General features: G+C 66.7%; 27 protein-coding genes and 2 tRNA genes. 16 read left to right on the top strand and 13 right to left on the bottom strand.

The annotated features are described in order from the left end of the window. Positions 1 to 53 precede the first annotated feature (53 nt). The 4 genes from SGR02S_RS13730 to SGR02S_RS13715 all read right to left on the bottom strand — a co-directional run bounded on the left by SGR02S_RS13730 (position 54) and on the right by SGR02S_RS13715 (position 4,126). Complete coding sequence (locus tag SGR02S_RS13730; RefSeq protein ID WP_067110847.1) at positions 54 to 1,385, bottom strand: amidohydrolase; 1,332 nt, start codon at positions 1,383 to 1,385, stop codon at positions 54 to 56. Between the two features lie 21 nt (positions 1,386 to 1,406). After that, positions 1,407 to 2,036 carry a DUF4893 domain-containing protein gene (locus SGR02S_RS13725; RefSeq protein WP_255211482.1) on the bottom strand — a complete coding sequence of 210 codons (630 nt, stop codon included), beginning with the start codon at positions 2,034 to 2,036 and terminating at the stop codon, positions 1,407 to 1,409. A gap of 118 nt (positions 2,037 to 2,154) precedes the next feature. Next, the gene (locus SGR02S_RS13720; protein WP_067110841.1) at positions 2,155 to 2,940 is read right to left on the bottom strand and encodes a 3-hydroxybutyrate dehydrogenase; all 786 of its coding nucleotides are present in this window, start codon (positions 2,938 to 2,940) and stop codon (positions 2,155 to 2,157) included. A 4-nt stretch (positions 2,941 to 2,944) separates the two neighbouring features. Then, entirely contained in the window at positions 2,945 to 4,126 is a 1,182-nt protein-coding gene (locus tag SGR02S_RS13715; RefSeq protein ID WP_067110839.1) for a patatin-like phospholipase family protein, read from the bottom strand. Positions 4,127 to 4,288: 162 nt separating this feature from the next. Here SGR02S_RS13715 and ypfJ point away from each other — a divergent pair, with 162 nt between their 5' ends. The 9 genes from ypfJ (at position 4,289) to SGR02S_RS13670 (ending at position 13,348) form a co-directional block, all read left to right on the top strand. Then, positions 4,289 to 5,200: a KPN_02809 family neutral zinc metallopeptidase gene (gene ypfJ / locus SGR02S_RS13710; RefSeq protein WP_067110836.1), complete on the top strand. Its 912-nt coding sequence runs from the start codon at positions 4,289 to 4,291 to the stop codon at positions 5,198 to 5,200. A 52-nt stretch (positions 5,201 to 5,252) separates the two neighbouring features. Continuing rightward, the gene (hslV, locus tag SGR02S_RS13705; RefSeq protein ID WP_067110833.1) at positions 5,253 to 5,819 is read left to right on the top strand and encodes an ATP-dependent protease subunit HslV; all 567 of its coding nucleotides are present in this window, start codon (positions 5,253 to 5,255) and stop codon (positions 5,817 to 5,819) included. A gap of 6 nt (positions 5,820 to 5,825) precedes the next feature. Then, entirely contained in the window at positions 5,826 to 7,127 is a 1,302-nt protein-coding gene (gene hslU, locus SGR02S_RS13700) for an ATP-dependent protease ATPase subunit HslU (protein ID WP_067110830.1), read from the top strand. 140 nt (positions 7,128 to 7,267) lie between these two features. Beyond that, positions 7,268 to 8,116, top strand: coding sequence for a helix-turn-helix domain-containing protein (locus SGR02S_RS13695; RefSeq protein ID WP_067110828.1), 849 nt, complete (start codon positions 7,268 to 7,270; stop codon positions 8,114 to 8,116). A 115-nt stretch (positions 8,117 to 8,231) separates the two neighbouring features. Next, positions 8,232 to 9,176 carry a YbgF trimerization domain-containing protein gene (locus SGR02S_RS13690; protein ID WP_067110825.1) on the top strand — a complete coding sequence of 315 codons (945 nt, stop codon included), beginning with the start codon at positions 8,232 to 8,234 and terminating at the stop codon, positions 9,174 to 9,176. Next, positions 9,139 to 10,128: a tRNA lysidine(34) synthetase TilS gene (gene tilS, locus SGR02S_RS13685; RefSeq protein WP_067110858.1), complete on the top strand. Its 990-nt coding sequence runs from the start codon at positions 9,139 to 9,141 to the stop codon at positions 10,126 to 10,128. The genes SGR02S_RS13690 and tilS overlap by 38 nt, the downstream gene beginning before the upstream one ends. A gap of 142 nt (positions 10,129 to 10,270) precedes the next feature. After that, positions 10,271 to 12,214, top strand: coding sequence for an ATP-dependent zinc metalloprotease FtsH (ftsH, locus tag SGR02S_RS13680; RefSeq protein ID WP_067110822.1), 1,944 nt, complete (start codon positions 10,271 to 10,273; stop codon positions 12,212 to 12,214). Positions 12,215 to 12,294: 80 nt separating this feature from the next. Continuing rightward, positions 12,295 to 12,645, top strand: coding sequence for a hypothetical protein (locus tag SGR02S_RS13675; protein ID WP_255211481.1), 351 nt, complete (start codon positions 12,295 to 12,297; stop codon positions 12,643 to 12,645). 97 nt (positions 12,646 to 12,742) lie between these two features. Continuing rightward, complete coding sequence (locus SGR02S_RS13670) at positions 12,743 to 13,348, top strand: DUF3800 domain-containing protein (protein ID WP_067110815.1); 606 nt, start codon at positions 12,743 to 12,745, stop codon at positions 13,346 to 13,348. A 66-nt stretch (positions 13,349 to 13,414) separates the two neighbouring features. On the opposite strand, the gene rpoZ is transcribed toward SGR02S_RS13670, so the two are convergent. After that, the gene (gene rpoZ, locus SGR02S_RS13665) at positions 13,415 to 13,759 is read right to left on the bottom strand and encodes a DNA-directed RNA polymerase subunit omega (protein ID WP_067110812.1); all 345 of its coding nucleotides are present in this window, start codon (positions 13,757 to 13,759) and stop codon (positions 13,415 to 13,417) included. A 175-nt stretch (positions 13,760 to 13,934) separates the two neighbouring features. Continuing rightward, complete coding sequence (locus tag SGR02S_RS13660; RefSeq protein ID WP_156483085.1) at positions 13,935 to 14,585, bottom strand: hypothetical protein; 651 nt, start codon at positions 14,583 to 14,585, stop codon at positions 13,935 to 13,937. A 103-nt stretch (positions 14,586 to 14,688) separates the two neighbouring features. Here SGR02S_RS13660 and SGR02S_RS19710 point away from each other — a divergent pair, with 103 nt between their 5' ends. Next, positions 14,689 to 14,925 (top strand): helix-turn-helix domain-containing protein, encoded by a 237-nt coding sequence (locus SGR02S_RS19710; RefSeq protein ID WP_067183305.1) that lies wholly within the window; start codon positions 14,689 to 14,691, stop codon positions 14,923 to 14,925. Between the two features lie 71 nt (positions 14,926 to 14,996). Next, a complete protein-coding gene (locus SGR02S_RS13655) occupies positions 14,997 to 16,187 on the top strand; it encodes a phospholipase D-like domain-containing protein (RefSeq protein WP_067110807.1) in 1,191 nt (396 codons plus the stop codon). Between the two features lie 5 nt (positions 16,188 to 16,192). Here the strand turns inward: SGR02S_RS13655 and SGR02S_RS13650 are convergent, their stop codons facing one another. Further along, positions 16,193 to 16,831 carry a class I SAM-dependent methyltransferase gene (locus tag SGR02S_RS13650; protein ID WP_067110804.1) on the bottom strand — a complete coding sequence of 213 codons (639 nt, stop codon included), beginning with the start codon at positions 16,829 to 16,831 and terminating at the stop codon, positions 16,193 to 16,195. Positions 16,832 to 16,969: 138 nt separating this feature from the next. Between SGR02S_RS13650 and SGR02S_RS13645 the strand changes: the two genes are divergently transcribed. After that, positions 16,970 to 18,274 (top strand): MFS transporter, encoded by a 1,305-nt coding sequence (locus SGR02S_RS13645; protein WP_067110855.1) that lies wholly within the window; start codon positions 16,970 to 16,972, stop codon positions 18,272 to 18,274. A gap of 1 nt (position 18,275) precedes the next feature. Here the strand turns inward: SGR02S_RS13645 and SGR02S_RS13640 are convergent, their stop codons facing one another. After that, positions 18,276 to 20,606: a CDC48 family AAA ATPase gene (locus tag SGR02S_RS13640; protein ID WP_067110801.1), complete on the bottom strand. Its 2,331-nt coding sequence runs from the start codon at positions 20,604 to 20,606 to the stop codon at positions 18,276 to 18,278. 149 nt (positions 20,607 to 20,755) lie between these two features. Here SGR02S_RS13640 and SGR02S_RS13635 point away from each other — a divergent pair, with 149 nt between their 5' ends. Next, positions 20,756 to 21,634: a LysR substrate-binding domain-containing protein gene (locus SGR02S_RS13635; protein WP_067110853.1), complete on the top strand. Its 879-nt coding sequence runs from the start codon at positions 20,756 to 20,758 to the stop codon at positions 21,632 to 21,634. Between the two features lie 6 nt (positions 21,635 to 21,640). Here SGR02S_RS13635 and SGR02S_RS13630 read toward each other — a convergent pair. Further along, positions 21,641 to 21,715, bottom strand: a tRNA-Thr gene (locus SGR02S_RS13630). Between the two features lie 115 nt (positions 21,716 to 21,830). Between SGR02S_RS13630 and SGR02S_RS20610 the strand changes: the two genes are divergently transcribed. Continuing rightward, a complete protein-coding gene (locus tag SGR02S_RS20610; protein ID WP_255211480.1) occupies positions 21,831 to 21,959 on the top strand; it encodes a hypothetical protein in 129 nt (42 codons plus the stop codon). Here the strand turns inward: SGR02S_RS20610 and SGR02S_RS13625 are convergent. Then, positions 21,949 to 22,263, bottom strand: a complete 315-nt coding sequence (locus SGR02S_RS13625) for a DUF1905 domain-containing protein (RefSeq protein WP_082797145.1) — start codon at positions 22,261 to 22,263, stop codon at positions 21,949 to 21,951. The genes SGR02S_RS20610 and SGR02S_RS13625 overlap by 11 nt on opposite strands. A gap of 5 nt (positions 22,264 to 22,268) precedes the next feature. Then, positions 22,269 to 23,204 carry a peptidylprolyl isomerase gene (locus SGR02S_RS13620; RefSeq protein ID WP_067110793.1) on the bottom strand — a complete coding sequence of 312 codons (936 nt, stop codon included), beginning with the start codon at positions 23,202 to 23,204 and terminating at the stop codon, positions 22,269 to 22,271. Between the two features lie 74 nt (positions 23,205 to 23,278). Between SGR02S_RS13620 and SGR02S_RS13615 the strand changes: the two genes are divergently transcribed. Continuing rightward, a tRNA-Ser gene (locus SGR02S_RS13615) sits at positions 23,279 to 23,369 on the top strand. 107 nt (positions 23,370 to 23,476) lie between these two features. After that, the gene (locus SGR02S_RS13610) at positions 23,477 to 24,190 is read left to right on the top strand and encodes an endonuclease III domain-containing protein (RefSeq protein ID WP_067110850.1); all 714 of its coding nucleotides are present in this window, start codon (positions 23,477 to 23,479) and stop codon (positions 24,188 to 24,190) included. Positions 24,191 to 24,248: 58 nt separating this feature from the next. On the opposite strand, the gene SGR02S_RS13605 is transcribed toward SGR02S_RS13610, so the two are convergent. Continuing rightward, on the bottom strand, positions 24,249 to 24,500 hold the full coding sequence (locus SGR02S_RS13605; RefSeq protein WP_067110791.1) for a hypothetical protein: 252 nt from the start codon (positions 24,498 to 24,500) through the stop codon (positions 24,249 to 24,251). Between the two features lie 110 nt (positions 24,501 to 24,610). Continuing rightward, entirely contained in the window at positions 24,611 to 25,837 is a 1,227-nt protein-coding gene (locus tag SGR02S_RS13600) for an alpha/beta fold hydrolase (protein ID WP_067110789.1), read from the bottom strand. Positions 25,838 to 26,151 lie beyond the last annotated feature (314 nt).

The raw sequence follows: 26,151 nt of genomic DNA, 5'->3' as shown, positions 1-26,151 counted from the left end.
GGCTTTCGCCGGGGAACAGCTCCTTGTCGAAAAGCGATAATTGCCAAATATGGTCAGCCCTTCGGCATCAGCTTCATCGCCATCGACGCCAGCGCCTCGGTCGCGGTGGAGATGACCGCGGGAGCATCGGGCGCCCAGAAAGGAGAATGGAGGCTCGGCAGCGTCCGGCCTTCCTTCTTCGCGGCGTCATATTCGGCCTGCGGAACGCCGCCGACCCACAGGATCAGGCTCTTGATCGACTTGTCCTCGCGGCCATAGCGGCTGAAATCCTCCCCGCCCATCACCGGCGGCATCTGCACGACGCGCTGGTCGCCGAAGCCGGTCTTCAGGAAGGCCGCCATCTCTTCGGTGAACTCGGGCGTGTTGAAGACCGACGGCGTATATTCGTCCTTTGCGACGCTGATCATCGGCATCCTGTCTTCCGGCATGCCCGCCGCGATCGCTTCGCCCTTCGCGATGCGCGCGATGCCGTCGAGCAGCTGCGTGCGCACCTCGTCGGTATAGCTGCGCACGGTCAGTTGCAGCTTCGCCTCGTCGGGGATGATATTGTGCTTGGCGCCGGCGTGGAAGCTGCCGACGGTGACGACGCCGCTGTCGAGCGGGCTGATCTCGCGCGCGACGAGCGTCTGGAGCGCGGTGACGATGCGGCTGGCGAGCACGATCGGATCCTTGGTCGCCTGCGGATAGGCGCCATGACCGCCGAGCCCCTTCACCGTGACGTCGACGCTGTCGACATTGGCGAGCGCATAGCCCGGCGTATAGCCGATCATGCCCGCGGGAAACTGCGCCGCGTCGTGAAAGGCGATCGCATATTCGGGCTTGGGAAAACGGGTGTAGAGCCCGTCCGCCAGCATCATTCGCGCACCCGCGCCGCGCTCCTCGGCGGGCTGGCCGATCATCACCAGCGTCCCCGACCACTGCCTCTTGTTCGCCGCCATCAGCCGCGCGACGCCGATCCATGCGGTCATGTGCGTGTCGTGGCCGCAGGCGTGCATGACGCCGGTCTCGACGCCTTCCTTGGTCGTCACGCGCACCGTCGACGCGCCGGGAAGGCCGGTCTGCTCGGTGACGGGAAGCCCGTCCATGTCGGCGCGGACCAGCACCACCGGGCCGGGGCCGTTCTTCATCACCGCGACGATGCCCGTCCCGCCGACCTTCTCGGTCACCGTGAAGCCCAGCTTGCGCGCCTCGGCGGCCAGGATGCCCGCCGAGCGGACCTCCATGAAGCTGAGTTCGGGATGCGCGTGCAAATCCTTGTAGATGTCCATCAGCGAGGGCATCTGCTTCTGCACCTGGTCGCCCAGCGACTGCGCCGCCACCGGCGCCGCCAGCCCGAGCGCGAGCGCCGCGGCGCCCAGTCCCAAAATCCGCCCGCTGATCTTCATTATTGCTCCCCTGTTTTCAAATCATCCGTTTGCCGGCACCAGCTCGATCACGTCGAGCAGCGATTCATAGGCGGGCGCCGGCAGCACCAGCCGCCAGCGATTGTCGGCGATCCGTTCGATCAGCCCCGCCATGTCGCGCATCCGGTCGCTGCCGTAATTGACCGGGATCTTCTCGTCCCCCAGCACCAGCGTGCCGAGGAATATCTGGCGCTTGAGATTGTCGGGAAAGATCAGGCCGACCGGCCGCTGCGACCCCGTCAGCTTGGTCAGGCTGGCGAGTTCCTGCTCGTCCGACACGCGGCAGCGGAACCAGTCATAGGCGATGAAGCCAATCGCACCGCGTCCCTGCGTGCCCAGCTTGATCGTGCGGCAGCGATACTCGCCCGCGGGCAGGTGCGGATTGGGCAGCGCCGCCGTCGGTTGCAGCAACACGCCTTCGCGCTCGACGTCGGCGCCATAGCCCTTTGCCCGCGCGTCGGCGAGCGCCGCGGTCCAACTCGAATACCAGCCGCGGATGCGCGCCTTGTCCTGGTCGGTCGCGGTGGCGCGCCAGGTACCCGCAGCCTCCGCCGGCGCGGCGTCGGCCGCCGAGGGCGGCATCGCCGGCACGGTCCGGCATCCGGCGAGCCCCAGCCCCGCCGCGCATGTCAAATATAGAAAGGTGCGACCCCACATCGTCCGTCTCTCCTGGTCCGGTTCGCCGTTAACCTTAGGAGCGGATGACGCAATGCTCAAGGACGCAGCGCGCCGCAGGCAGGATCGCCCGGCGTCAGGCGGCGGTCCAGCCGCCGTCGACGCTCAGGTTCGCACCGGTGATGTTCGCCGCCTCGTCGCGGGTCAGGAAGGCGGCAAGCGCCGCGACCTGCTCGACCGTCACGAACTGCTTGGTCGGCTGCCCCGCGAGCAGAACGTCGTTGATCACCTGTTCGCGCGTCATGTTCCGCGCCTTCATCGTGTCGGGAATCTGATTCTCGACCAGCGGCGTCCAGACGTAGCCCGGGCTGATGCAATTGGCGGTGATCCCCGCGTCGGCGACCTCGAGCGCGACCGTCTTGGTCAGCCCGGCGAGCCCGTGCTTCGCGGCGACATAGGCCGATTTGAACGGCGAGGCGACGAGCGAATGCGCCGAGGCGGTGCCGATGATGCGGCCCCATCCCTTCTTGCGCATCCCCGGCACGGCGTGGCGGATGGTGTGGAAGGCCGACGACAGGTTGAGCGCGAGGATCAGGTCCCATTTCTCTACCGGGAAATCCTCGACCGGCGACACGAACTGGGTGCCGGCATTGTTCACGAGGATGTCGACTCCGCCCATGTCGCTGTCGGCGCGCTCGAACATTTCCGCGATCGCGTCGGGCCTGGTGAGGTCGGCACCGTCATAGGCCGCCTTGCCGCCGTTCAGCGCGGCGAGCGCCGCGCGCTCGGCCTCGATCGCGCCTTCGTCGCCGAAACCGTTGATGATGATGTCCGCGCCCGCCGCGGCGAGCGCCTTGGCGATGCCGAGTCCGATGCCGGAGGTCGAGCCGGTGACGAGGGCGGTCTTGCCTTTGAGATGCATGGGATCAGTCCTTTTTCTCGCGAGGGGATGGGGAAACGGCATGGGCCGATTTGGGCTGCAGGCCGCCCGCCTCGATGGCGAAACTGTCCGACCGCCCTTCGGCGATGCTTTCGGCGAGCAGGTGTCCGTCCTTCAGCGACGCCTCGACCGCTGCGCGGCCCAGCGCCCAGTTGGCGTCCATCGTCGCGCGCGAGAATTCGAAGTCGCGCGCGCCGGTCTGCCATGCCGGCGGCTGGTGGATGAGCTGGACGACGTTCAGCGCCTTGCAGTCGACCATGCGCTCGACCGCCTTCACCTCGGGCAGCGCGCGCATCTCCTCGGGCAATTTGTCGAGCATCCGGGCGATCAGCCGATGTTCCTTGCGTCGCCGGACCAGCCCGTCCGAAATGCGGCGGGTGCGACTGGAAAAGCGGATATCCTTCTCGCGCGACCAGGCTTCCTCCAGATCGTGCGGGCGCGGGCCGCGCGCCGGGAACAGGTCGACTTGGAACACCAGCATCGCCTCGTCCGCGCTTTCGACGACATGTTCGAGCGGGGTGTTCGAAACGAGCCCGCCGTCCCAATACCAGGTGCCGTCGATCTCGACCGGCGGCAGGCCCGGCGGCAGCGCGCCCGACGCGAGGATATGGCGCGCGTCGATGCGGTCGGTGCGCGTGTCGAAATAGCGGAAATTGCCCGTTTCCACCGCGACCGCGCCGACCGACAGGCGCACCTTGCCGTCGTTGACGCGGTCCCAGTCGACGAGGCGGTCGAGCGTCTCGACCAGCGGCGCCGTGTCGTAGAAGCTGATCGCCGCGGGCGTCTGCGGCGAGGCGAACATCGGCGGCGGGATGCGCGGCGTGAAGAAGCCCGGAACGCCGAAGGCCGCGACCTGTCCGGCCGCCGCCCAATGCGCCCATTCGCGCGCCAGATCATTGTCGGCCACCGGCAGGACGGGCAGCGCCGACGACACGCCTTCCCAGAACTCCCGCATCTTCCCGACCGCCGCGTCGCGTGGATTGCCGGCGATGATCGCGGCGTTGATCGCGCCGATCGATATGCCCGCGACCCAGTCGAGCTCGACGCCGAGATCGATCAGCGCCTCGTAGACCCCGGCCTGAAAGGCGCCGAGCGCTCCGCCGCCCTGCAGGACCAGCACGACGAGGTCGGGCAAGGGCAAGGCGGCTCGGGCGGCACGGCGGGGCATGGACTCGAAGCGATCCTTTCGGGGGGCGGGACGGCCGGAGCCGTTGGTGCACCGCAGCAACGCCCTTGGCAAGAGGCGGTTCCCGCGCGAAGCCTCTTCCAATTGCCCCCCGCCGCTGCCACAAACAGGCAGCAAGCAGATCTTCAACAGCGGAGCCCCCTCATGCGCCTCGACGATTACGACCCCGGCGACGACATCCGCGACCTCGGTCGCGGCGGCGGCGGTTTCGGCGGGGGCGGGGGCGGTGGCATGGGCGGGCTGCTGTTCGGACTGCTGCCGATGCTGCTCGGGCGCAAGATGGGCTGCGGCACGATCCTGCTGCTCGGCGTACTCGCTTTCGTCTTCCTCGGTCCCGGTTCGCAGATGCTGAGCACGGGCGGCGGCACCGCCGACCCGATGGCAGACAGCCGCGGCACGCAGCAGGGCGTCGCCTGCGATACTGCCGCCGAACGCTTCGCCTGCCAAGTGTTCAGCTCGACCAACCGCTTCTGGGAAAGCCAGATCAACGGTTATCGCGCGCCCGGCCTGCGTTTCTATACCGACCACAACAGCTCGGGCTGCGGCGCGGCGCAGGCGGCGATGGGACCCTTCTATTGCCCCGCCGACCAGGGCATCTATCTCGACACCAGCTTCTTCAACGAGTTGAAGACGAAGTTCGGCGCCGCCGGCGATGCCGCGCAAGCCTATGTCGTCGCGCACGAAGTCGGGCATCATATCCAGACGATCACCGGAACGTCGGATCAGGTCCGCCGCGCGCAAGCCCGCGCTTCGCAGGCCGAGGGCAATGCGATCCAGGTCCGCATGGAATTGCAGGCCGACTGCTATGCCGGCGTGTGGGCCGCGCGGGCGCGGACGAAGGACCGGCAGACGGTGATGGAGCCGGGCGACATGGAGGAGGCGATGACCGCCGCCAACGCGATCGGCGACGATACGCTGATGCGCTCGGCGGGCCAGCGACCGGTGCCCGAAAGCTTCACCCACGGCACCAGCGAGCAGCGCATGCGCTGGCTCCGCCGCGGGCTGGAGACCGGCGATCCGCGCCAGTGCGACACGTTCGCCGCCAACGCAATCTGATCGCCGTCCCCTCCCCTTGCAGCCCCGGCGCCGATTGCCCATATCGCGCCGCATGACCGATCCTCATGCGCACAGTGCCGCGCCCTGGCACGGAACCACCATCCTGTCCGCCCGCACCCCGGAAAAGGTCGTCGTCATCGGCGACGGTCAGGTGTCGATGGGCCAGACAGTGATGAAGCCCAATGCCCGCAAGGTGCGCCGCCTGCACGACGGCAGCGTCATCGGCGGCTTCGCGGGCGCGACGGCCGATGCGTTCACGCTGTTCGAGCGGCTGGAGGCGAAGCTCGAACGCCATCACGGCCAGTTGCTGCGCGCCGCGGTCGAGCTTGCCAAGGACTGGCGCACCGACAAATATCTGCGCAATCTGGAGGCGATGATGATCGTCGCCGACAAGGAGGTGACGCTCGTCATCACCGGCAACGGCGACGTGCTGGAGCCGCAGGGCGGCATCGCGGCGATCGGGTCGGGTGGCAATTACGCGCTGTCGGCGGCGCGCGCGCTCGTCGATTACGAAAAGGACCCCGAGGTGCTGGCAAAGAAGGCGATGCAGATCGCCGCCGAAATCTGCGTCTACACCAACGACCAGACCACCCTCGAAATTATCGATATCCAGGCATAAGCGACCATGAACAAGGATCTGACCCCGAAGGCGATCGTCGCCGCGCTTGACACGCATATCATCGGCCAGGACGCCGCGAAGCGCGCGGTCGCCGTCGCGCTGCGCAACCGCTGGCGCCGCCAGCAGCTCGCGCCCGAGCTGCGCGACGAGGTGAGCCCAAAGAATATCCTGATGATCGGCCCGACGGGCTGCGGCAAGACCGAGATTTCGCGCCGCCTCGCCAAACTTGCCGACGCGCCCTTCATCAAGGTCGAGGCGACCAAGTTCACCGAGGTCGGCTATGTCGGCCGCGACGTCGAACAAATCGCGCGCGACCTGGTCGAGGAAGCGGTGCGGCTGGAGAAGGACCGTCGCCGCGAAGCGGTGCGCACCGCAGCCGAAGAGGCGGCGATGGAGCGACTGCTCGATGCGCTGACCGGCAAGGGCGCCAGCGAGGCGACCCGCCAGAGCTTCCGCCAGCGCATCCGCGAAGGCCACCTCGACGACAGCGAGGTCGAGATCGAGGTCGCCGACACCCCGAACATGCCGTTCGAGCTTCCCGGCCAGCCGGGACAGATGAGCATGATCAACCTGTCCGACATGCTCGGCAAGGCGATGGGCGGCCTGCCGAAGAAGCGCCGCAAGCTGACGGTTCTGGAAGCCGCGACGCGGCTGATCGAGGAGGAGCAGGACAAGCGCCTCGACCAGGACGACGTCGCGCGCGTCGCGCTGGCCGATGCGGAAGCGAACGGCATCGTCTTCCTCGACGAGATCGACAAGATCGCGGTCAGCGACGTGCGCGGCGGCTCGGTGAGCCGCGAAGGCGTGCAGCGCGATCTGTTGCCGCTGATCGAAGGCACGACGGTCGCCACCAAATATGGTCCGATGAAGACCGACCATGTCCTGTTCATCGCCTCGGGAGCCTTTCACGTCGCGAAGCCGAGTGACCTGCTGCCCGAACTCCAGGGCCGCCTGCCGATCCGCGTCGAACTGGGCGCGCTCGGCGAGGAGGATTTCGTCCGCATCCTGACCGAGACCAAGGCTGGCCTGCCCGAGCAATATTCGGCTCTGATCGCGACCGAGGGCGTGACGCTGACCTTCACGCCCGACGCGATCGCGCGCGTCGCGCGGCTCGCGGCCGACGTCAACGAGAAGGTCGAGAATATCGGCGCCCGCCGCCTCCAGACGATCATGGAACGGCTCGTCGAGGAGGTGAGCTTCACCGCCGAGGACCGAACGGGCACCACGCTCTCCATCGATGCCGCCTATGTCGACCGGCAGCTTGCCGACGTCGTCGGCGACACCGATCTCAGCAAATATGTGCTCTGATCGCCTGTCTTTCCTGCCGCTTCCTATCCGAGGACTTCCAGCCGACGTTTCGCCGAACTTCATTTGACTTTCGCGCATCGCCAATGCGATGAACGGCGCCACGGTCAAACCGGGTTGCACCGACCGGCACGGAGACAGCAATGGCAGAGGAAGAGGTCGCCACGCAGGGCGAACTGGCGATCACGCGCACCGGCGATCGCCTGCGGCTGGCGCGGGAGGCGGCGGGATTGTCGCTCGCCGACGTCGCGACGCGCACGCGCATCACCCAGCGGCATCTTCAAGCCATAGAGAAATCCGAATTTTCGGAGCTGCCGGGGCGCACTTACGTCACGGGCTTCGCGCGCGCCTATGCCCGCGCGGTCGACCTGCCCGAAACCGAGATCGCCGCCGACATCCGCCGCGAACTCGACGAGGATCAATATGGCGACCGGCCGATTTACGAGGCTTACGAACCGACCGACCCCGCCCGCCTGCCGACCGCGCGGCTGGCGTGGACGCTGGTGATCGTCGCCGCCGTGCTCGTTTCGGCCTATGGCGTATGGCGCTTCCTGTCGGTCGAGCCCGACGAGGCGCTGGTCGCAGCGCAGAATCGCGATGCCGACGCATCCGAAGCTCCCGCGGCCGCAACCGCGCCGGCCACAGCGGGCAAGACCGCTGCCGACGGCGCCGTTCCCGCCGACGCGCCGATCGTGCTCACCGGCATTTCGGAGGTATGGATTGGGTTCGACGACGCAAACGGCAAGACCGAGAACTGGCGCACGCTCGATCCCGGCGAAACCTATCAGGTGCCCGCCGCCTATATCAAGCAGTTCACGCTGCGCACCAGCCGACCGCAAGCGCTCAAAGTGACCGTCGGCGGGCGCGATATCGGGTCGCTCGGCGCCGCCGACACGCTGGTCAAGAGCATCTCGCTCAAGCCCGCCGACCTTCTGGCGCGGGCCGAAGGCGGCGCCACGGCACCGGCGCCGAAGGCTTTGCCGCGGCGCTGAATTCCGCAACAATCGGGCCGATCGGAATGGCGGTGCACCGAAATGGGTTTGCGCCGCCGCCCCGTGCCGCGTTATGGACGCCAAACAAGGTTAATTGGTGGGGGCCTATCGGCAGATGAAGATGCGTCATATCTCTTTTCTCGCAACCGCCGCGATCGCGCTTTCGGCCTCGGTGCCGACGCTCGCGCAGGATGCCGGAATCGACAAGCGGGTCGAACGGCTCGAGAAGGAAATGCGCGCCGTCCAGCGGTCGGTGTTCCCGGGCGGCAGCCCAGCCTTCTTCGAGGGCGAGATCGCACCCGACAACACGCCGGGCGAACGGGTCAAGAGCAGCGCGCCGGTGATCGACCTGACCGCGCGCGTCGATGCGCTCGAAGCGCAACTCCAGACCCTGACCGGACAAACCGAGCAGAACGCCTTCCAACTTCGCGAACTCGAAAAGAAATTCAACGCCTACAAGGCCGAAACGGACAAGCGCCTCGCAGCACCCGAAGCGTCCGAGGTGACGGGCACACCTGCCAGCCTGGCTCCCACGGTCAAGCCGCCCGCGACGGTCGCGACCACCGCCGCAGCGACGCCGGCGAAGAAGCCGGCAACGACCAAACCCGCAGCCACCACACCCGACGCCACACGGCTTGCGCTGGTCAAGAAGGTCGAGATTCCCGCGACCGGCAACGAGGTCGAGGACAGCTATAATTATGGTTATCGCCTGTGGGAGGCGAAGCTCTACCCCGAGGCCGAAGCACAGTTGAAGCAGGTGGTCACGAAATGGCCGAATCACCGACTTGCGAGCTACGCGCAGAACCTCCTCGGCCGCGCCTATCTCGACGAAGGCAAGCCAAGCCTCGCCGCGGTCGCTTTCTATAATAATTACAAGGATCGGCCGAGCGGCGCCCGCGCGCCGCACAGCCTGATGTACATGGGGGTCGCGCTCGACAAGCTGGGACGCAAGGCCGACGCGTGCAAGGCGTTCCGCGAGCTCGACGAAGTCTATGGAGACAAGGCGCCAAAGGATGTCCGCGATGATGCAGCTGCCGCCAAAGCAAAAACTGGTTGCTGACGCGGACGCGGTCGAGCGTTTCGCGTCGGATCTGGCGCTCGTCGCGGGGCCCGATTGGCATAGACGTCACTATGGCGTCGCGGTTTCGGGCGGGCCCGACAGCATGGCGCTGCTCTGGCTCGCGACCTCGCTGCTGCCCGGACAGGTCGATGCCGCGACGGTCGATCACGGGCTACGCCGCGAATCCGCCGATGAGGCGCGCATGGTCGCGGGCTTCTGCGCGCGCGAACATGTTCCGCACGCGACGCTGCGTCCCCCCGCCCCGATCCGCGGTTCGTTGCAGGCCGCGGCGCGCGCCGAACGCTATCGGCTGCTCGAGGCGTGGCGCGAGGCGAACGGCATCGACTTCCTGCTGACCGCGCATCACGCCGACGACCAGCTCGAAACGATCATCATGCGGCTCAACCGCAGTAGCGGGGTCGGCGGACTGGCGGCGATCCGCGCGCGCAACGGCGCGGTGCTGCGCCCGCTGCTGGGCTGGCGCCGCGCCGAGCTGGCGCATGTCGCGCTGGAGGCCGACCTGCCGTTCGTCGAGGATTCGACCAACGCCGACACGCGCTTCGACCGCGCGCGCCTTCGCCGGGCGCTCGCCTCGCAGACCATCGTCGACGCCGAAGCCGCCGCGCGATCGGCGCGCTGGCTGGCGGAGGCCGACGAGGCGCTCGATTGGGCGGTCGCGGCCGCGATCGGGTGCTGGCCCGACGCCGACGACATCGCGACCATCCGCGACCGCGCCTATCCGCCCGAGCTGTTCCGGCGCATCGTCGAGCAACGGCTGAAGGCGAACGACCCGCGCCTCGGGCTGCGCGGTATCACCCTCGATGGAGTGATCGCGGCGATGCGCGCGGGCCGGCGGGCGATGGTCGGCAGCCTGCTGATCGACGCCATTGCGACCGACGAGCATCGCGCCTGGCGCATTTCCACGGCGCCCCGCCGCAAAACGCGCCGCTGAACGCCGCTTTACGCTAGGCGACAATAGGACCGATTGGCTCATTGTCATTTAACGCCATGCTCCTATCTTAGGAACCTGATCGCATCGCACACCATCCTTTGGCGCGATTTCGGCGATCGATGTGATTTTGGAAAGATTCCGCATGCAGGACGACAAGGAACCGCAGGGCAACCCCTGGATGAAGAGCGTGATGATCTGGAGCGGCATCCTGCTCGCCATGCTCCTTGTCGCCTCGATGTTCGGCGGCGCCGCGCAGCCCGCGGGAAGCCCGCTCGCCTATTCCGATTTCCGGCAGAAGGTGCAGGAAGGTGCCGTCAAGGAGGTCGTGCTGTCCGAGGATCGGGTGACGGGCACGATGTCGAACGGCGACCGCTTCACCGCCAATGTCGTCCGCGATCCCGACCTGCTCAAGATGCTCAACGAGAATGGCGTCAAATATGACGGCAAGCCGCAGGAAGTGCCGAACTTCTGGATGTATCTACTCGTCCAGTCGCTGCCCTTCCTGCTGATCCTCGCGGTCGCCTTCTTCGTCTTCCGCCAGGTGCAGAAGAACAACGGGTCGGGCGCGATGGGCTTCGGCAAGTCGCGCGCCAAGATGCTTACCGAAAAGCAGGGCCGCGTCACCTTCGACGACGTCGCCGGCATCGACGAGGCGCGCGAGGAACTGCAGGAGATCGTCGAGTTCCTGAAAGACCCGAGCAAATTCTCGAAGCTCGGCGGCCAGATTCCGAAGGGCGCGCTGCTCGTCGGCTCGCCCGGCACCGGCAAGACGCTACTCGCCCGCGCGATCGCGGGCGAGGCGGGCGTCCCCTTCTTCACCATTTCGGGCTCGGACTTCGTCGAGATGTTCGTCGGCGTCGGCGCCAGCCGCGTGCGCGACATGTTCGAACAGGCGAAGCGCAACGCACCGTGCATCGTCTTCATCGACGAGATCGACGCGGTCGGCCGCCATCGCGGCGCGGGCCTCGGCAACGGCAACGACGAGCGCGAGCAGACGCTGAACCAGCTTCTCGTCGAGATGGACGGGTTCGAAGCGAACGAGGGGATCATTATCGTCGCCGCGACCAACCGCCCCGACGTGCTCGATCCCGCCCTCCTGCGCCCCGGCCGCTTCGACCGCCAGGTCGTCGTGCCGCGCCCCGACATCGAGGGTCGTCACAAGATTCTGGAAGTCCATACGCGCAAGAAGCCGCTGGCGCCCGACGTCGACCTGCGCCGGATCGCGCGCGGCACCCCCGGATTCTCGGGCGCCGACCTCGCCAACCTCGCCAACGAGGCGGCGCTGCTCGCCGCGCGCAAGGGCAAGCGCCTGATCGCCAGCGACGAGTTCGAGGAAGCCAAGGACAAGGTGCTGATGGGCGCCGAACGCCGCTCGATGGTGATGACCGAGGACGAGAAGAAGGCGACCGCCTATCACGAGGCCGGCCATGCGCTGGTGTCGCTGCACGTCGAGGGCAACGATCCACTGCACAAGGTGACGATCATCCCGCGCGGCCGCGCGCTGGGCGTGACGTGGAACCTGCCCGAGCGCGACCGCTATTCGCAGAACATGAAGCAGATGAAGGCGCGGCTCGCGCTCTGCTTCGGCGGCCGCATCGCCGAACAGCTCATCTATGGCAAGGACGAACTCAACACCGGCGCGTCGAACGACATCCAGCAGGCGACCGACATGGCGCGCGCGATGGTGATGGAATATGGCATGTCGGAAAAGCTCGGCTGGCTGCGCTATCGCGACAATCAGGACGAGGTGTTCCTGGGCCACAGCGTTTCGCGGGCGCAGAACATGTCGGAAGAAACCGCGAAGCTGATCGACGCCGAGGTCCGCCGACTGGTTGAGGAAGGCGAGAATGTTGCGCGGCAGGTGCTGACCGATCACCTCGACGAACTGCACCTGCTCGCGGGGGCGCTGCTCGAATATGAGACGCTTTCGGGCGAAGAAGCGCGCCGCGCGATCAAGGGCGAAGATATCGGCCGCGAGAATGACCAGGGCCGTCCCGGGACGCCGATCCAGGGTCACGCCGGTTCGCTGCCGCAGATCAAGCGCAAGCCGCGCCCCTTCGGCGACGCCAATCCGCAGGGCGCCTGATCCCTGATTGGGGGCGTTCGGTAAATGATGTCGGGGTGCAGCGAGTGATCCGGAGGCAAAGCGCACGCGCGGCGGTTGCCTTGGGTACCGCCGCGTTGCTGTGCGGCATGGCACCCGGCGACATGAGCGTCGCAGCCTTTCTGGCGCGCGCCGACAATCTGCTGCGCCTCGGTCCTCTCGCGCTCGCCACCCCCGAAGCGGGCGCGCTCAAGGGCGAGGTGATCGCCGCCGGCAAGCGCTACAAGGCGCGGATCGACGCCGAACGCCGGGCGGGGCGCAAGACGACAAGTTGCCCTCCCGCTTCGGGCACGCTGACACCCGAGGAATGGCTCGCGCATCTGCGCACCTACCCGCCGCAGGCGCGCACGTCGGTAAGCGTCTATGCCGCCTTCGACGGCCTGATGAAGAAGCGCTATCCGTGCCCCGCCTGATGCGCCATGATGCGGACACGATGACTCGGGGCGTTCACGGAGAAAAAGGGGGCTGCGTGGCGGAACCGGACGGACCGGCCACGCTCTTCGCCATATCATGACGATTTATTGCGACGAATCGGGCGGGCTCAACGCCGGCGCGATGACCTTTGCCGCGGTGATGCTCACCCCCGAGGCGGCGGCGGCGATCCACGCGCGCTTTCGTGCGGTCACCGGCCTGCGCGGCGAACTGAAAGGCAGCCGGATCAGCCTGACCGAGCGCGCCTATCTGCTCGAACTGTTCGATCGTGCCGGTGGACGCGCCTGGGTCGCGGTCGCCGAGCGCGAGCGGCTGTTGCCGAATGCCAACGGCACCCCGCCGAGCGACCTCGCCCTTTACGCGGCGCTGCTCGACAGCGCGGTCGGCCACTGGCTGCCCGAAACGGGCGGCGTGTGCACCGATGTGGTGATCGACGACGGTCGCTATGACCCCGCGATCCTGACGCGCGTGCGCGACACGATCCAGGCCGGGCTCGGTCACTGGGGTCGCGCGTCGCTTGCGGACAGCCGGCGGTCCGATGGCGTGCAGATCGCCGACGTAGTCGCGAACAGCCTCTACAACATCACCGCCCGGTCGCAGCGGGCGCACCGCATCGGCATCATCCTCGAACCCTTGCTCGCCTCGCGCGCAATCCGCGTCGCCGAACTGATCCAGCTGCCGTGATCCAATAGCGCAACGAAAAAGGGCCCCGGTTTCCCGGAGCCCTTTTCGATGCGTCGGACGCGGCGCTTATTCGAAGTCGCCGCCGCCGCCAGCGGGGCTGCGCGGCGGCGCGGCGGCCGTCAGGCGCAGCGCTTCGGCCGAGCGCGCGATCGAGCTGATTTCGTCGGGCGTATCGTCATCATCGACGACCACTTTCTGCAACGTGCCTACGAGCGAGTCCTTGAGGTCGACGGGACGCACGGTCTGCTCGGCGATCTCGCGCAGCGCGACGACGGGATTCTTGTCGCGGTCGCGGTCGATCGTCAGTTCCGAACCGCCCGAAATCTCGCGCGCGCGGTGCGCGGACAGCAGGACCAGATCGAAACGGTTGGGAACTTTGTCGACGCAATCCTCGACGGTAACGCGGGCCATGTTGTTTCCTTGGATTGAGGAGAGGCCAGCCGGAGAGGCGTGGCGGCAAGCGCTGCGCGCTAGCAGGGAGCCGGCAAAATGTCAATCGAGCGCGGCGTGGGGGGGAAGGCGGTAGAGTTCGACATGAGGCGCCCGGTCCACTGTCCCTCCCCGCACGTCCCGCCCGTATCGCAGGTCAATCCGCTCGCGATACCGGCTGTTGCAAGGAAGAGAAGCCGGGGCGCGCCGTTTCGTATGAATCGGGCTGCGCCGGAATCAACGCGATCTTGGGACCCGGCTCCGGATACCAGGTGAATCGCAGCGGTTCCGCGAGATAGGCCTCCACGGGTGTTCCCGCGTCGATCCTGGCGCTTGTGCCGTGAATGAAAAAACCACCCAGCGCCGGCGCGAACAACATCGTGCCGACCGACAGCGCCGTGCCGCTCTTGCCCTCGTCATAGGATGTTCCTGTGAGGCGCACGGGACCGCTCGGCGTTTCCGCATAAAGCAGTCGGATCTCAAGTTTTCCCTTTTTGCCTACATGACCGTTACGCTGCGCCCGCGACACCTCGGCAACGACAGGCGCACCGATCGGGACGATGATCTGTCCGCGGAAACTGATGCTTTCGGCTACCTCCAGATACACGCGATCGCCGGGCTTGTTGTCCTTGGTCGAAATTTGCGTGCGCGTTTTCAACATCAGTGGCGTTCCCATCGGCAGATAGTAACGCTTGGCCTCCCCGAGCGGCTGCGTTTCGGGCGCGGGCCAATGGAAGACCGTCTGCGCCTGCGCCGTCCCATATACCATGAATGCCGCGATGGCCGCAGCGGCTTTCCAATTCCTCATCTCACCCTCCATCGGTCAAACTGCGAATCGAATAAGCGACAAAGGTTAACAAAGGGATCAATACTCCGTGGACTGATAGTCACCTATCCCGTGACTGGAGCGGGTGGATCCCTATCTGGACATCTTGGGCAAGCGCATTCGCGCTCGAAGGCGCGAGCTAGGCATGTCGCAGGAAGGCCTTGCCCACGAAGCGGGGCTTGATCGCAGCTATGTCGGACGAATCGAGCGCGGCGAGCATAATCTGACCTTCGTGGCGCTCATCAGGCTATGCCGGGCCATGAAGTGCGATGTAGCCACGCTGACGGTCGGCCTGCCGCTGGGCTACGGACAGGAAGACTGAGGCATCGGCAGCGTAGCGCCTCGTGGTCGCGGCCCTCTTGCGCGGAGACGCCCGCAGCCTATGTCCGGGCGATGACCGAAGCGGCCGATCAAAGCCCGATGCCGGGGCGGCTGACCGCGGCCGTCGCGGGCCATCGGCTCGAACTGCTCTTCTCGGGCAGCGAGCGCCGCGAGCGACTGCACGACCTGATCGCGGGGGCGGTGCGGAACATCGACCTGGTCATGTATATCTTTGCCGACGATTTCGCCGGACGCGCGATGGTCGCGGACCTGACCGCCGCGGCCCGGCGCGGGGTTCGGGTGCGCGCCGTGATCGACAGCTTCGGATCGGCGACGACGCCCGACGCGCTGTTCGCGCCGCTGCGCGCGGCGGGGGGGGAGGTAACCTTCTTCTCGCGGCGCTGGCGGTCAAGCTATCTGATCCGCAACCACCAGAAGCTGATCCTGATCGACGACGCCATAGCGGTCACCGGCGGGTTCAACATCGCCGATGCCTATCTGGACGAGCCACACCGCGATTGCTGGTTCGACCTCGGCCTGATCGTCAAGGGGGCCAGCGTCGTCCAGGCGGCGCGGTGGTTCGAGCGGCTTCACGCCTATACCGTGCATCACGACGGCAAGCTGCTGATGCTACGGCGCCTGATCCGCACATGGCCGCAGCGGGATGGCCCCATATCCTGGCTGGTCGGCGGTCCGACGCAGCGCCTGTCGCCATGGGCGCGTGCGGTGCGCAGCGATCTGGACGGCGCGGCGCGACTCGACATGGCGATGGCCTATTTCTCGCCGGGACAAGGCATGCTGCGGCGGCTGGGGCGCGTCGCGCGAAAGGGGCGTGCGCGCTTTGTCATGGCCGGGCGGTCGGACAATGCCGCGACGATCGGCGCGTCGCGGCTGCTCTACGGCTATCTGTTGCGCCGGCGAGCCGAGGTCTGGGAATATCAGCCGTGCCGGCTGCACATGAAGCTGATCGTCATCGACAATGTCGTCTATATCGGATCGGCCAATTTCGACGTCCGCAGCCTGTTCCTGAATGTCGAAATCATGGTGCGGATCGCCGATGCCAAATTCGCGGCGCGGATGCGCGATTTCCTAGCGGGCCTCGAACCCAATTGCACAATCGTCACCCGATTGTCGCATCGGGCGCGTGCCGGATGGCTGACGAGGCTGCGCTGGACGCTCGCCTGGTTCGTGGTCGGCATCGTCGACTATACGGTATCGCGGCGGCTGAATTTCGGTCTCGCCGATCCCGACCCCGATATCTGAAAGGGTCAGTCCTTCCAGCCCCAGAAGAGGAAGCAGGGCGGGACGTTGACCCATTCGAAGGCGTTGTCGATGCGCCGGAAATGCGTGGCGAGGAAATCGCGCGCACGGGCACGGAACTGATAGACGAGGAAGGCGCCGCCGGGGCGCAGAACGCGGTGCGTCGCGGCGGCTATCGCGGGACCGACTCCGGCGGGCAGCGTCGAGAAGGGCAGACCCGACAGGACATAATCGGCCTGGTCGAAGCCGTGCGCCGCGATGATCGCCTCGACGTCGGCGGCCGACCCGTGCACCGCGATGAAGCGGCTGTCGCGGATGTCCTTGCGCAGATAGGCGATGAAATCCTCGTTGGTGTCGATTGCGATCAACGTCGCGTCGCCCGGCATCCGCTCGAGAACCGGACGACAGAAGGTGCCGACGCCGGGGCCGTATTCGACGAACAGTTTCGTGTTCTTCCAGTCGACGGGCCGCAGCATGTGGCGGATCAGCGTCGGCGATGACGGCACGATCGAACCCACCATGACCGGATGCTTGATGAAGCCTCGGATGAACATGCCCCACGGGCCGAATACGCGCTTGAGCCGCTCGCGAATCCGGCTGAGCGGCGCGATCTTCGATTCATGGGCCTGCGCCCTGGGGTTGGTCATGATGGCTTTCGCATTGTTAGGGTCGGAAATTGCGTGGCAAAGTTGAGGCTCCGGCGCAAGGAAAGAGTCTGGCCCGATGCTGGACAGCGCGCGCTTCCCGTGTAGGGAGAGGCAGGCATGCGGCGAAAGGAGGCGGACATGACGGCGATAGCGCGTTCGATTCCCTCCGACCGCATGGCCGTGCTTTTCGCTATCATGCTTGTCGCCGCGGCCGGCAATACCGCGATGCAGTCGATCCTGCCGGCGATCGGCGCCAAGCTGCATATCCCCGACGTGTGGGTCAGCCTCGCCTTCAGCTGGTCGGCGCTGCTGTGGGTGATGACCGCACCGCACTGGGCGCGCCAGTCGGACAAGCGCGGGCGCCGGGCGCTGATGGCGCTCGGCATCGTCGGCTTCCTCGCCTCAATGGCGCTGTGCGGACTTGCGCTGTGGGCGGGGCTGAGCGGCGCGATCTCGGCGAGCACGACCTTCATCCTCTTCGCGCTGTTTCGCAGCCTTTATGGCGGGCTCGGTTCGGCCTCGCCGCCCGCGGTGCAGGCCTATGTCGCCGCGCGCACCGATGCCGAGGAACGCACGCAGGCGCTATCGCTCGTCTCCTCCTCCTTCGGGCTCGGCACCGTGATCGGACCGGCGATTGCGCCCTTCTTCATCCTGCCCTTCGTCGGACTCGCGGGGCCGCTGCTCGTCTTCGCGCTCATCGGCCTGATCGTGCTGGTGATGCTGCGCTGGCGCCTGCCCAACGACACGCCGCGATTCGCCGCTCGCGGTGCGATCGCCCCCTACCCGCTGTCCGCCGGCCCGGCCGAACCGACCGCGGAGGACGAGAACGACCGCGATCCCTCGACGCAAAAGGCGCTGGGCTGGCGCGACCCGCGCGTGCGGCCATGGCTGCTCGCCGGCTTCTTCGGCGGCCAGGCGCAAGCGATGATGCTGGGAGTCATCGGCTTCCTGATCCTCGACCGGCTGCACCTTCGCCTCAAGCCCGACGAGGGGGCGGCGATCACCGGCATCGTACTGATGGCCGGCGCCTTTGCGACCCTGCTCGCGCAATGGGGGCTGATCCCGCTGCTGAAGATGACGCCGCGCACCACCGTCCTGTACGGCGCGGCGCTCGGCGCGGCCGGCATCCTGCTGACCGGGCTGGCGCAGGATCTGCACGCGATCGTCATCGGCTTCGCCCTCGCCTCGCTCGGCTTCGGGCTGTTCCGGCCGGGTTTCACGGCGGGAGCCTCGCTCTCGGTCTCACGCCGCGACCAGGGCAGCGTCGCCGGCATGACCGCGTCGATCAACGGCTCGGCCTACATCGTCTCACCCGCGGTCGGCGTGCTGCTCTACAACTGGCACGCGATGGTGTCCTACGGCCTGATGGCGCTGTTCTGCGGCTGGCTGGTGCTGTGGGGCTGGTCGGCCCTCCAGCAGGAGGGCCACCAGCCCCAGGCCTGAATCAATCCTTGGCCTCTGCCTCGCCGCCGTGCTTCTGCTCGCGGACCGGCTTGAGCATGCCCGGCGCGAAGAAGCCGATCGGATCGACGCTCATCGCCTGCTGCTTGATCTCGCCCTGGATCTTTTCGTAATCGCGCTCCATCGCCTCGGTGACCGAGGCGCGCGTGTCCTTCAGCGCGGCCTCGAAATCGGCCATCGTCACGATGTCGCTGTCGAGCGAGCGCTTGAGCGCCGCAAGCCCCGCGCGGCGCACCAGATCCTCGAGATCCGCGCCGGTGAAGCGCTCGGTCCGCTCGGCGAGCGTGTCGAGCGATACATCGTCCGCGAGCGGCATCCGGCCGGTATGGATTTCCAGGATGCGTCGCCGCCCCTCGGCGTTAGGTACCGAGACATAGATCAGTTCGTCGAGCCGGCCAGGACGCAGCAGCGCCGGGTCGATCAGGGTCGGGCGATTGGTCGCGCCAATGACAACGACCGACTGCATCTCCTCTATCCCGTCCATCTCGGCGAGGATCGTGTTGACGACGCGTTCGGTCACCTGCGGCTCGCCCGCCCCGCCGCCACCGCGCGCGGGAACGAGGCTGTCGAGTTCGTCGATGAAGACGATCGTCGGCGCCACCGCCCGCGCCCGCGCGAACAATCGCGCGATCTGCTGCTCGCTCTCGCCATACCATTTTGACAGCAGGTCGGACGACTTGATCGCGATGAAATTCGCGTCCGATTCGCGCGCCGCCGCCTTGGCAAGCAGCGTCTTGCCTGTGCCCGGCGGGCCATAGAGCAGAAAGCCCTTGGCAGGGCGGATACCGAGCCGGCGGAACGCCTCGGGATGCTTGAGCGGCAGTTCGATGCCCTCGATCATCTTGTCACGCGCGGCGTCGAGGCCGCCGATATCGCTCCAGCGCGTCCGGGGCGCCTGCACCATCACCTCGCGCATCGCCGACGGCTGCACGCGTTTCAGCGCGTTCAGGAAATCGTCGCGCGTCACCCGCACCTCTTCCAGCACCTCGGGCGGGATCGTCCCGTCCTCGAGGTTGAGCTTGGGCATGATGCGCCGCACCGCCTCGATCGCCGCCTCGCGGGTCAGCGCCGCCATGTCGGCGCCGACGAAACCGAAAGTCGTGCGCGCGAGTTCGTCGAGGTCGACATCCTCGCCCAGCGGCATGCCGCGAGTGTGGATGCCCAATATCTCGCGCCGCCCCTTTTCGTCGGGAACGCCGATCACGATCTCGCGGTCGAAGCGGCCCGGACGGCGCAGCGCCTCGTCGATCGCATCGGGACGATTGGTCGCCGCGATGACGACGAGGTTCGTCCGCGGTTCGAGTCCGTCCATCAATGTCAGGAGCTGCGCGACGATCCGCTTCTCGGCCTCGCCCGTCACCTGCCCGCGCTTCGGCGCGATCGAATCGATCTCGTCGATGAACAGGATCGACGGCGCCGCCTTGGTCGCCTGCTCGAAAATCTCGCGCAGCCGCTTTTCGGACTCGCCATAGGCGCTGCCCATGATCTCCGGGCCGTTGATCAGGAAGAATTGCGCGTCGCTTTCATTCGCAACCGCGCGCGCCAGCCGCGTCTTGCCGGTACCCGGCGGCCCGTGGAGCAGCACCCCGCGCGGCGGATCGACGCCCAGCCGCCGGAACAGTTCGGGATATCGCAGCGGCAGTTCGACCATCTCGCGAAGCTGGTCGATCGTCTCGCCGAGCCCGCCGAGGTCGTCATAGGTGACGTCGGTGCGGCGCGCATCCTGCGGCTCCTGATATTCGGAGAGCAGTTCGACTTCGGTGTTTTCGTCGATGAAAACGACGCCTTTCGGGGTCGCCGACACGACGAGCAGGCGTACCTCGGCCAGTGCATAGGCGGGCGCGTTCAGCATCTGGCGGAGCTGCGGCGGCATATCGCCCGAAGGCAGGCGCTGCTGCCCCGCGGTCGCCACCGTGTCGCCGGCGACGAGCGGCCGCCCGAAAAAGCTGCGCTTGAGCGCCATCGCCGATCCCTGAAGCCGCAGATTCTCCTGCGCCGGGGCAAAGACGACGCGCGTTGCCGGACGCATCTCCACCCGGCTCAGCATCACCACGTCGCCGGCACCGGCGCCCGCATTGGCGCGTTGCAGGCCGTCGAGGCGGATCACTTCCAACCCTTCATCCTCGGGATAGGGGGCGACGATCCGCGACGCAGTGTCACGCTTGCCGCTGATCTGCACCACATCGCCCTCGGTCACGCCGAGCGCGGCCATCGCAGACCGCGGAATGCGCGCGATGCCCGCGCCGCTCTCTTCCGCGCGCAGCGTCGCGACCTGCAGCTTGACCTGCTTTTCCTTCACCGGTGCGTCGGCCAATACCCGTCTCCCGCAAAATGGTCAGAACGGGGAAGATAGGAGGATCGTTCCCCGATTTCACCCCCCGCGGCGGAACGATCGATGACGCGCCGCACAAAATTCTGGCAAGCTTGCCAAGGCCATGCCATCAGCGCCGTCAGGAGACGATGATGCAACGCCTTCCCCCCCTCAGCAGCATGGAGGCTTTTCTGGAGGTCGCGCGCCACGGCACGGTGAAAGCCGCCGCGAGCGAACTCGGCCTGTCGATGCCAGCACTGTCGCGGCGTATCCAGACGCTCGAGCATGCGGTCGGCCGCCCGCTGTTCAATCGGCATCATCATGGCCTGAAGCTCACCGAAACCGGGCGTCAGTTGCAGGATCAGCTCGGCCCGATCCTCGATGATCTGCGGTCGGTGCTCGTCCGCGCCGGCAGCCCGGAAGCTTCGCTCCGCCTGCATCTCAACGTCCTGCCGCTCTTTGCGCAGCAGCGGCTTTTCCCGCGACTGCCCGCGCTACGGCAGCAGCATCCCGAACTGCATATCGACATCGACACCATGTCGCACGCCGAGGCGCGGCTGGGCGAAGGGATCGACGCGGCGATCGCTCTGGCGCGCGCGATCGATCCAGCACTCTACGCGGCCCGGCTCGATCAGAACAAGGTGTTCCCCATCGCATCGCGCGCGCTGACCGACGGCGACCGCCCGATCACGGTGCCTGAACAGCTTCAGCGGATGACCATCCTGCTGCATCGCGAGATGCCCGAAACCTTCAGCGAATGGCGGCAGGCGATCGGCATGCCCTATCTGGAACCGGCGGGGGTCGATTTCTTCGATTCGGGGCCGCTGATCCTGGAAGCCGCGGCGCAGGGCATCGGCGTCGCCTTCATGCACGCGCACCATTTCGACGACGCGCAGGACCCGCGGCTCGTGCGCCTGTTCGATTTCGACGTCGACAGCAGCTACAGCTATTGGTTCGTCTGCCGCCCGCGCGCGCTGCGCCAGCCCGCCGTGAAGCTGTTCCACGACTGGCTGCTGGCGACGAAAATCTGAAAAATATGGTGCTGCTGGACAGGATTGAACTGTCGACCTCTCCCTTACCAAGGGAGTGCTCTACCACTGAGCTACAGCAGCGCCGGCCGGCCGCGGCGACGACGTCGCGGGGCAGGCGCGGCCTATGGCGGGGCGTCCCGCGCCTGTCAAGCTGCGAGGCTTGACGTCGTGCGGATTTCGCGGGCATGGCCGGTGCATGAGTCAGCCGCCCTCCCCCGCCGACCTCGAACGCGAGCGCCGTCTGGCCGAAGCGCTGCGCGCCAACCTGCGCAAGCGCAAGGCAAAGGCGCGCGAGGCGAAGGCTGAAAGCCCGGCTAAAGACTGACCGTCACAGTTACCGCATCGCCCTCGGCCAGCTCTTCGGCCTTTCGCACCGTAGCCTTGACCGGCAACAGCCAGCCACCGCTTTCGCGATGCGGAAAGACCGACGTGTTCCAACGCGTATCGCCGATCGTCGCGCGCACTTTCGCCGATCCGAACCCGCGGCGCCCATCCAGCCATTGCCCGCCGAGCGCCGCCAGCCTGATGCCATCGGCCGCCTCGCCCCCGATCGTAAGGAAATGCCAGACGGCAGGCCCCGTCGCCGATCGCCAACGCCAGAGCGGCGCGGTGACAGTGAAATCCTCCATGCCGACTATTTCTGGGCGGTGGGGCGGATCGGGATCGGGATATTGCAGATGTCGGCGCCGCCCGCCGGCCGGATAAAAAAGGCATCGCGGCGATTGGCGCGCGCGTCGGCATAGCGCGCGAAGCTTTCGCTCTCGGTCGACAGATATTCGAACCGCGGTCGCTGGACTGCGGGCAGATCGCTGGCGAGCCGGATCGACAGGATCGGCACGCGCTCCTCCGCTCGCTCATAGACGCCCAGCGGGCCCGTCCCGCGCGGCAGGCTCGACAGATGCTCGATCCCGCTCACGACGCGTCCGACGAGCGCGATGTTGCGGTCGAGATGGCGCGGCGCGTGGCCGATCACCGTATAGAGTTCGGCTCCGGAGCCGGTATCGGGCGACATGTTGCGACCGACGCCGACCATGGCATAGCAATGGACGGGCCATATCTCTCCATTCTCACCGTGCGCAATAGGCCATCCCCAAAGCGCCTGGCTCGGGGCATAGGGATCGGCGGTCACCGACGCCGAAACGCGCATGGCCCGTGCCGCCGACCAACCCGCGGCCGTTTTCGCGTCCACGACATACTCGCTCTCCGGCACCACCGTCAGCCCTTCCGGCAGCGGTTTCGCTTCGGTCGGATCGCCCCATTGCGCGACATAATTGTCCTGCACGCGGGTGACGGCGGTGCCGTCCCACCAATGCGCGGCGGCGAGTTTGCGGATATTGTCGATCCATCCCTGGCTGAACGGCGCGGGCATAAGTTGGATGATGACGCGCCGAGGCTGCCCCTTCGCATCGGGGGCCAGGTCCATCACGAGCAGGTCCGTAGGCGCGATGGCGATCCACGCTTCGTCCGGAGCGGCCGCCACGATCTCGCCCGGCGCCGGCGGTTCCGCCTGCTGCGCGTGCGACGGAATGGCGAGCGAGGCGGCGACTGCGGCCAGGAACAGATGTCTCATCGGGCCTGTCTGCCACGTCCATGCGACTTGCGAAAGCCTTGCCAACCGATTAGGGGCGCTCGTCCAAGGCATGCGGAGCGGTGGCCGAGTGGTCGAAGGCGCTCGCCTGGAAAGTGAGTATACGGCAAAACCGTATCGAGGGTTCGAATCCCTCCCGCTCCGCCATTTTCCGCCGAATCTAATCCCATAGTGCGACGTGTCGGGACAACCGCAGAGCCCGTCGGCCGCTTTTTTTCCTTGCAATGTTCTCTTTTTGTTCATATTATGAGACTATGCAGATGGCGTTTAGCTTCTGGGCTACAGAAGATATGGAGTGGGTGCGGGATCGGCTAAGATGCCGCTTTGGCTGCCCTGCTGAACCGGTCCGTGTGCGAACGCCCGTCGGCCAGCTGGTGAAGTCGATGATCAGCGGTCGCACACGCGACGCCGTCTCGTTGGGCGCCTATCACCGCCTCGTCGAAATCTATCCCGAATGGTTCAGCATCGCACGAGCGACGACCGCTGAGGTCGAGGAAGTCATCGGCGATGTGACCTTTCCTGATGTAAAAGCGCAATACCTTCGTGATGCCTTGACCTTCGTCGCCGCAGATCGCCCTGATTTCAACCTGACGTTTCTCGGCGCGCTGGACGTGGAGAGCGCGCTCGCGTGGCTGGAACGTCTGCCGGGTGTGGGCCGAAAGGTTTCGGCGTCTACCCTCAACTTCAGCACGTTGCGCATGCCGGCCTTCGTAGTGGACACGCATATATTGAGGATCATGCGTCGATTCGGATTCGTTCGAGGCAAGGCCGACACGCAAACCGTCTATAATCTGACCATGACGGCATTGTCCGACTGGTGTGCGACCGATCTTGCGGAACTCCATGTGTTGATCAAACGCCTGGGTCAGACGGTCTGCCGTGCCGATCGCGCCGATTGTCGAAGCTGCCCGATCCGCCGGCGCTGCCGGGCTGCCACTTTCGGAATCCGAAACTCCCTCCAGAAATAGAAGCGCTTGCGACTTCGAAACCGCAAGCGCTTCATTCCATAAGAGGCGAACCCGGCTGTCAGGGACTGACGGGTGAATCGTCGTCGTTGTCATCGGCGATCGCGATCATCACCGCGATGCCCGCGGCAAGCCCGATCAGACCGATGATCCAGCTTGCGCCGCCGGCGAACTCGCTGTTTTCCTCGCTCGACGATACCGCGCGCGCGCCGTCGAATGCCGGGGCGGCTGAAGCCGCAACTGGTGCCGCCGTCAATGAAAACGCCGCCAGACCGACGGCGGCTTTGCTCAGATATCTCATGAAGTCCTCCATGTTGGGGCCGGTGTTTCGCTTACATCAACGCGCGAAGGCGCGCCGCGATCCGGCTTCGGCATCGATTCGACGACAAAGCGGCACGCCCGGGGGCAATTGCGTGGTGGGGCTCAGGCGAAGTGCAGCTTGCGATACTTGCCGCGAAAATAGAGCAGCGGATCGCGGCGCGGCTCGAAGATCGCCTTCAGCACCCGTCCGACGAGGATGAAATGATCGCCCCCCTCGTGCACCGCATCGCGCGCGCATTCGAAGCTGCCGAGCGACCCCACGAGCACCGGCGTGCCGAACTCGCCGATTTCCCACGGCGTCGCGGCGAAGCGATCCTCCCCCTTGCCGGCAAAGCGGTTCGAGGTGGGCTGCTGTCCGATCTGGAGGACGTTGACCGCGAAATGGTCGGCGCCGCGCAGGATCGCCGCGCTGCCCGAACTGTTCGCGATGCAGACGAGCAGCAAGGGCGGGTCGAGCGAGACCGAAGTGAAGCTGTTCGCCGTCAGGCCGATCGGCACGCCGTCGGGGTCGATCGCGGTCACCACGGTCACGCCCGTCGCGAAGCAGCCGAGCGCGTCGCGAAAGGTGCGCGCATCGGACCCGGCGCGATATTCGGGCGATTCGCGCGGCACACGGCGCTCGAGGAAGTCGATCAGATAGGCCCCAAGCGTATCGCTGCGATCGTCGGCGAAACGCGGCGCCGTATCCTCGACCTCGACGAGTTCGCCGTCGGGAAGCCGATCGACGAAGGACGCGGCATCGTCGCGCGAGGCGAGATCGCTCGTCAGACCGTGGATATAGAGCGTCGGCAGCGCAATCGTCCCGGCCACATCCGCGAGGCGTTCGGCCAGCGCCGCGGTGTCGAACGCATCGGCGAGGCGCGGATCGCAGACGGGCTGCTCCGGCCCGGGGCGGACGGCATCGCGCAGCCATTCGCCGATCCGAAGCGCCGCGCCGCTGTCGTCGCCGACGGGCAGGTCGACGAGCACGAGCCCCGAGGCCAGCAGTGCCGCATCGCGCGCCAGCGCCGCGCTGGCGATCCAGCCGCCGAAAGTCGAGGCGACGACCACCGGACGCGTACCGAGCTGCGCGAGCACGGCGCGGAGATCCTCGACCATCGCTTCGAAATCATAGCGGCCGTCGGCCGGCCATTCGCTGCCGCCATGCCCGCGCAGGTCGAGGCTGATGACGCGGCGCCCGGCCTGTTCGAGCGCATCGGCGAGCCGCGTCCAGACCGCGCGCGTCTGCCCCGCCCCGTGCAGCAGCAGCACCGCGGGGTCGTTTTCGGACCCGATGATGTCCGCTTCGAGCCGAACGCCCGCGAAGCCGCGATATTGGACCGTCGTCATGCCATTCCGTCTTCCTTAGCTCCCAGCGCCATGCCGCGCTTTCCCGGGCAAGACCAGCCCGCGAAAGAATATGGCTTCGCTTGATCCATATCAACGCGAGGGCATGCTTCCACCCTATTCTGCCGGACGCAGGTTCGGTGTCGGCCTGTAGCCAATGCGACACGGTCGCGGCGGCCTGCTCCTCGGCACCATCTCCCCACTGCCCCGTCGCCCTGCGGCGGGGCGTTCTTTTTGCACCGAATCGACTGCCACCCCGGACCTGATCGATAATGATCCCTTTTCGACAGGTGCCGTTCCCCGGCGAAAGCCGGGGT

This window comes from Sphingopyxis granuli NBRC 100800, assembly GCF_001591045.1.
Lineage (GTDB): Bacteria > Pseudomonadota > Alphaproteobacteria > Sphingomonadales > Sphingomonadaceae > Sphingopyxis > Sphingopyxis granuli.
The sequence above is the reverse complement of the archived record's forward strand: the minus strand, read 5'-3'. Positions and strand labels throughout refer to the sequence as shown.

Bases quoted from the DNA above. Each gene is read 5' to 3' on its own strand.
- SGR02S_RS13730 (WP_067110847.1), bottom strand. From the start codon at position 1,385: ATGAAGATCAGCGGGCGGATTTTGGGACTGGGCGCCGCGGCGCTCGCG.
- SGR02S_RS13720 (WP_067110841.1), bottom strand. From the start codon at position 2,940: ATGCATCTCAAAGGCAAGACCGCCCTCGTCACCGGCTCGACCTCCGGC.
- SGR02S_RS13715 (WP_067110839.1), bottom strand. From the start codon at position 4,126: ATGCCCCGCCGTGCCGCCCGAGCCGCCTTGCCCTTGCCCGACCTCGTC.
- ypfJ (WP_067110836.1), top strand. From the start codon at position 4,289: ATGCGCCTCGACGATTACGACCCCGGCGACGACATCCGCGACCTCGGT.
- hslV (WP_067110833.1), top strand. From the start codon at position 5,253: ATGACCGATCCTCATGCGCACAGTGCCGCGCCCTGGCACGGAACCACC.
- hslU (WP_067110830.1), top strand. From the start codon at position 5,826: ATGAACAAGGATCTGACCCCGAAGGCGATCGTCGCCGCGCTTGACACG.
- SGR02S_RS13695 (WP_067110828.1), top strand. From the start codon at position 7,268: ATGGCAGAGGAAGAGGTCGCCACGCAGGGCGAACTGGCGATCACGCGC.
- SGR02S_RS13690 (WP_067110825.1), top strand. From the start codon at position 8,232: ATGAAGATGCGTCATATCTCTTTTCTCGCAACCGCCGCGATCGCGCTT.
- tilS (WP_067110858.1), top strand. From the start codon at position 9,139: ATGATGCAGCTGCCGCCAAAGCAAAAACTGGTTGCTGACGCGGACGCG.
- ftsH (WP_067110822.1), top strand. From the start codon at position 10,271: ATGCAGGACGACAAGGAACCGCAGGGCAACCCCTGGATGAAGAGCGTG.
- SGR02S_RS13670 (WP_067110815.1), top strand. From the start codon at position 12,743: ATGACGATTTATTGCGACGAATCGGGCGGGCTCAACGCCGGCGCGATG.
- rpoZ (WP_067110812.1), bottom strand. From the start codon at position 13,759: ATGGCCCGCGTTACCGTCGAGGATTGCGTCGACAAAGTTCCCAACCGT.
- SGR02S_RS13660 (WP_156483085.1), bottom strand. From the start codon at position 14,585: ATGAGGAATTGGAAAGCCGCTGCGGCCATCGCGGCATTCATGGTATAT.
- SGR02S_RS13655 (WP_067110807.1), top strand. From the start codon at position 14,997: ATGACCGAAGCGGCCGATCAAAGCCCGATGCCGGGGCGGCTGACCGCG.
- SGR02S_RS13650 (WP_067110804.1), bottom strand. From the start codon at position 16,831: ATGACCAACCCCAGGGCGCAGGCCCATGAATCGAAGATCGCGCCGCTC.
- SGR02S_RS13645 (WP_067110855.1), top strand. From the start codon at position 16,970: ATGACGGCGATAGCGCGTTCGATTCCCTCCGACCGCATGGCCGTGCTT.
- SGR02S_RS13635 (WP_067110853.1), top strand. From the start codon at position 20,756: ATGCAACGCCTTCCCCCCCTCAGCAGCATGGAGGCTTTTCTGGAGGTC.
- SGR02S_RS20610 (WP_255211480.1), top strand. From the start codon at position 21,831: ATGAGTCAGCCGCCCTCCCCCGCCGACCTCGAACGCGAGCGCCGTCTG.
- SGR02S_RS13625 (WP_082797145.1), bottom strand. From the start codon at position 22,263: ATGGAGGATTTCACTGTCACCGCGCCGCTCTGGCGTTGGCGATCGGCG.
- SGR02S_RS13620 (WP_067110793.1), bottom strand. From the start codon at position 23,204: ATGAGACATCTGTTCCTGGCCGCAGTCGCCGCCTCGCTCGCCATTCCG.
- SGR02S_RS13610 (WP_067110850.1), top strand. From the start codon at position 23,477: ATGCAGATGGCGTTTAGCTTCTGGGCTACAGAAGATATGGAGTGGGTG.
- SGR02S_RS13605 (WP_067110791.1), bottom strand. From the start codon at position 24,500: ATGGAGGACTTCATGAGATATCTGAGCAAAGCCGCCGTCGGTCTGGCG.
- SGR02S_RS13600 (WP_067110789.1), bottom strand. From the start codon at position 25,837: ATGACGACGGTCCAATATCGCGGCTTCGCGGGCGTTCGGCTCGAAGCG.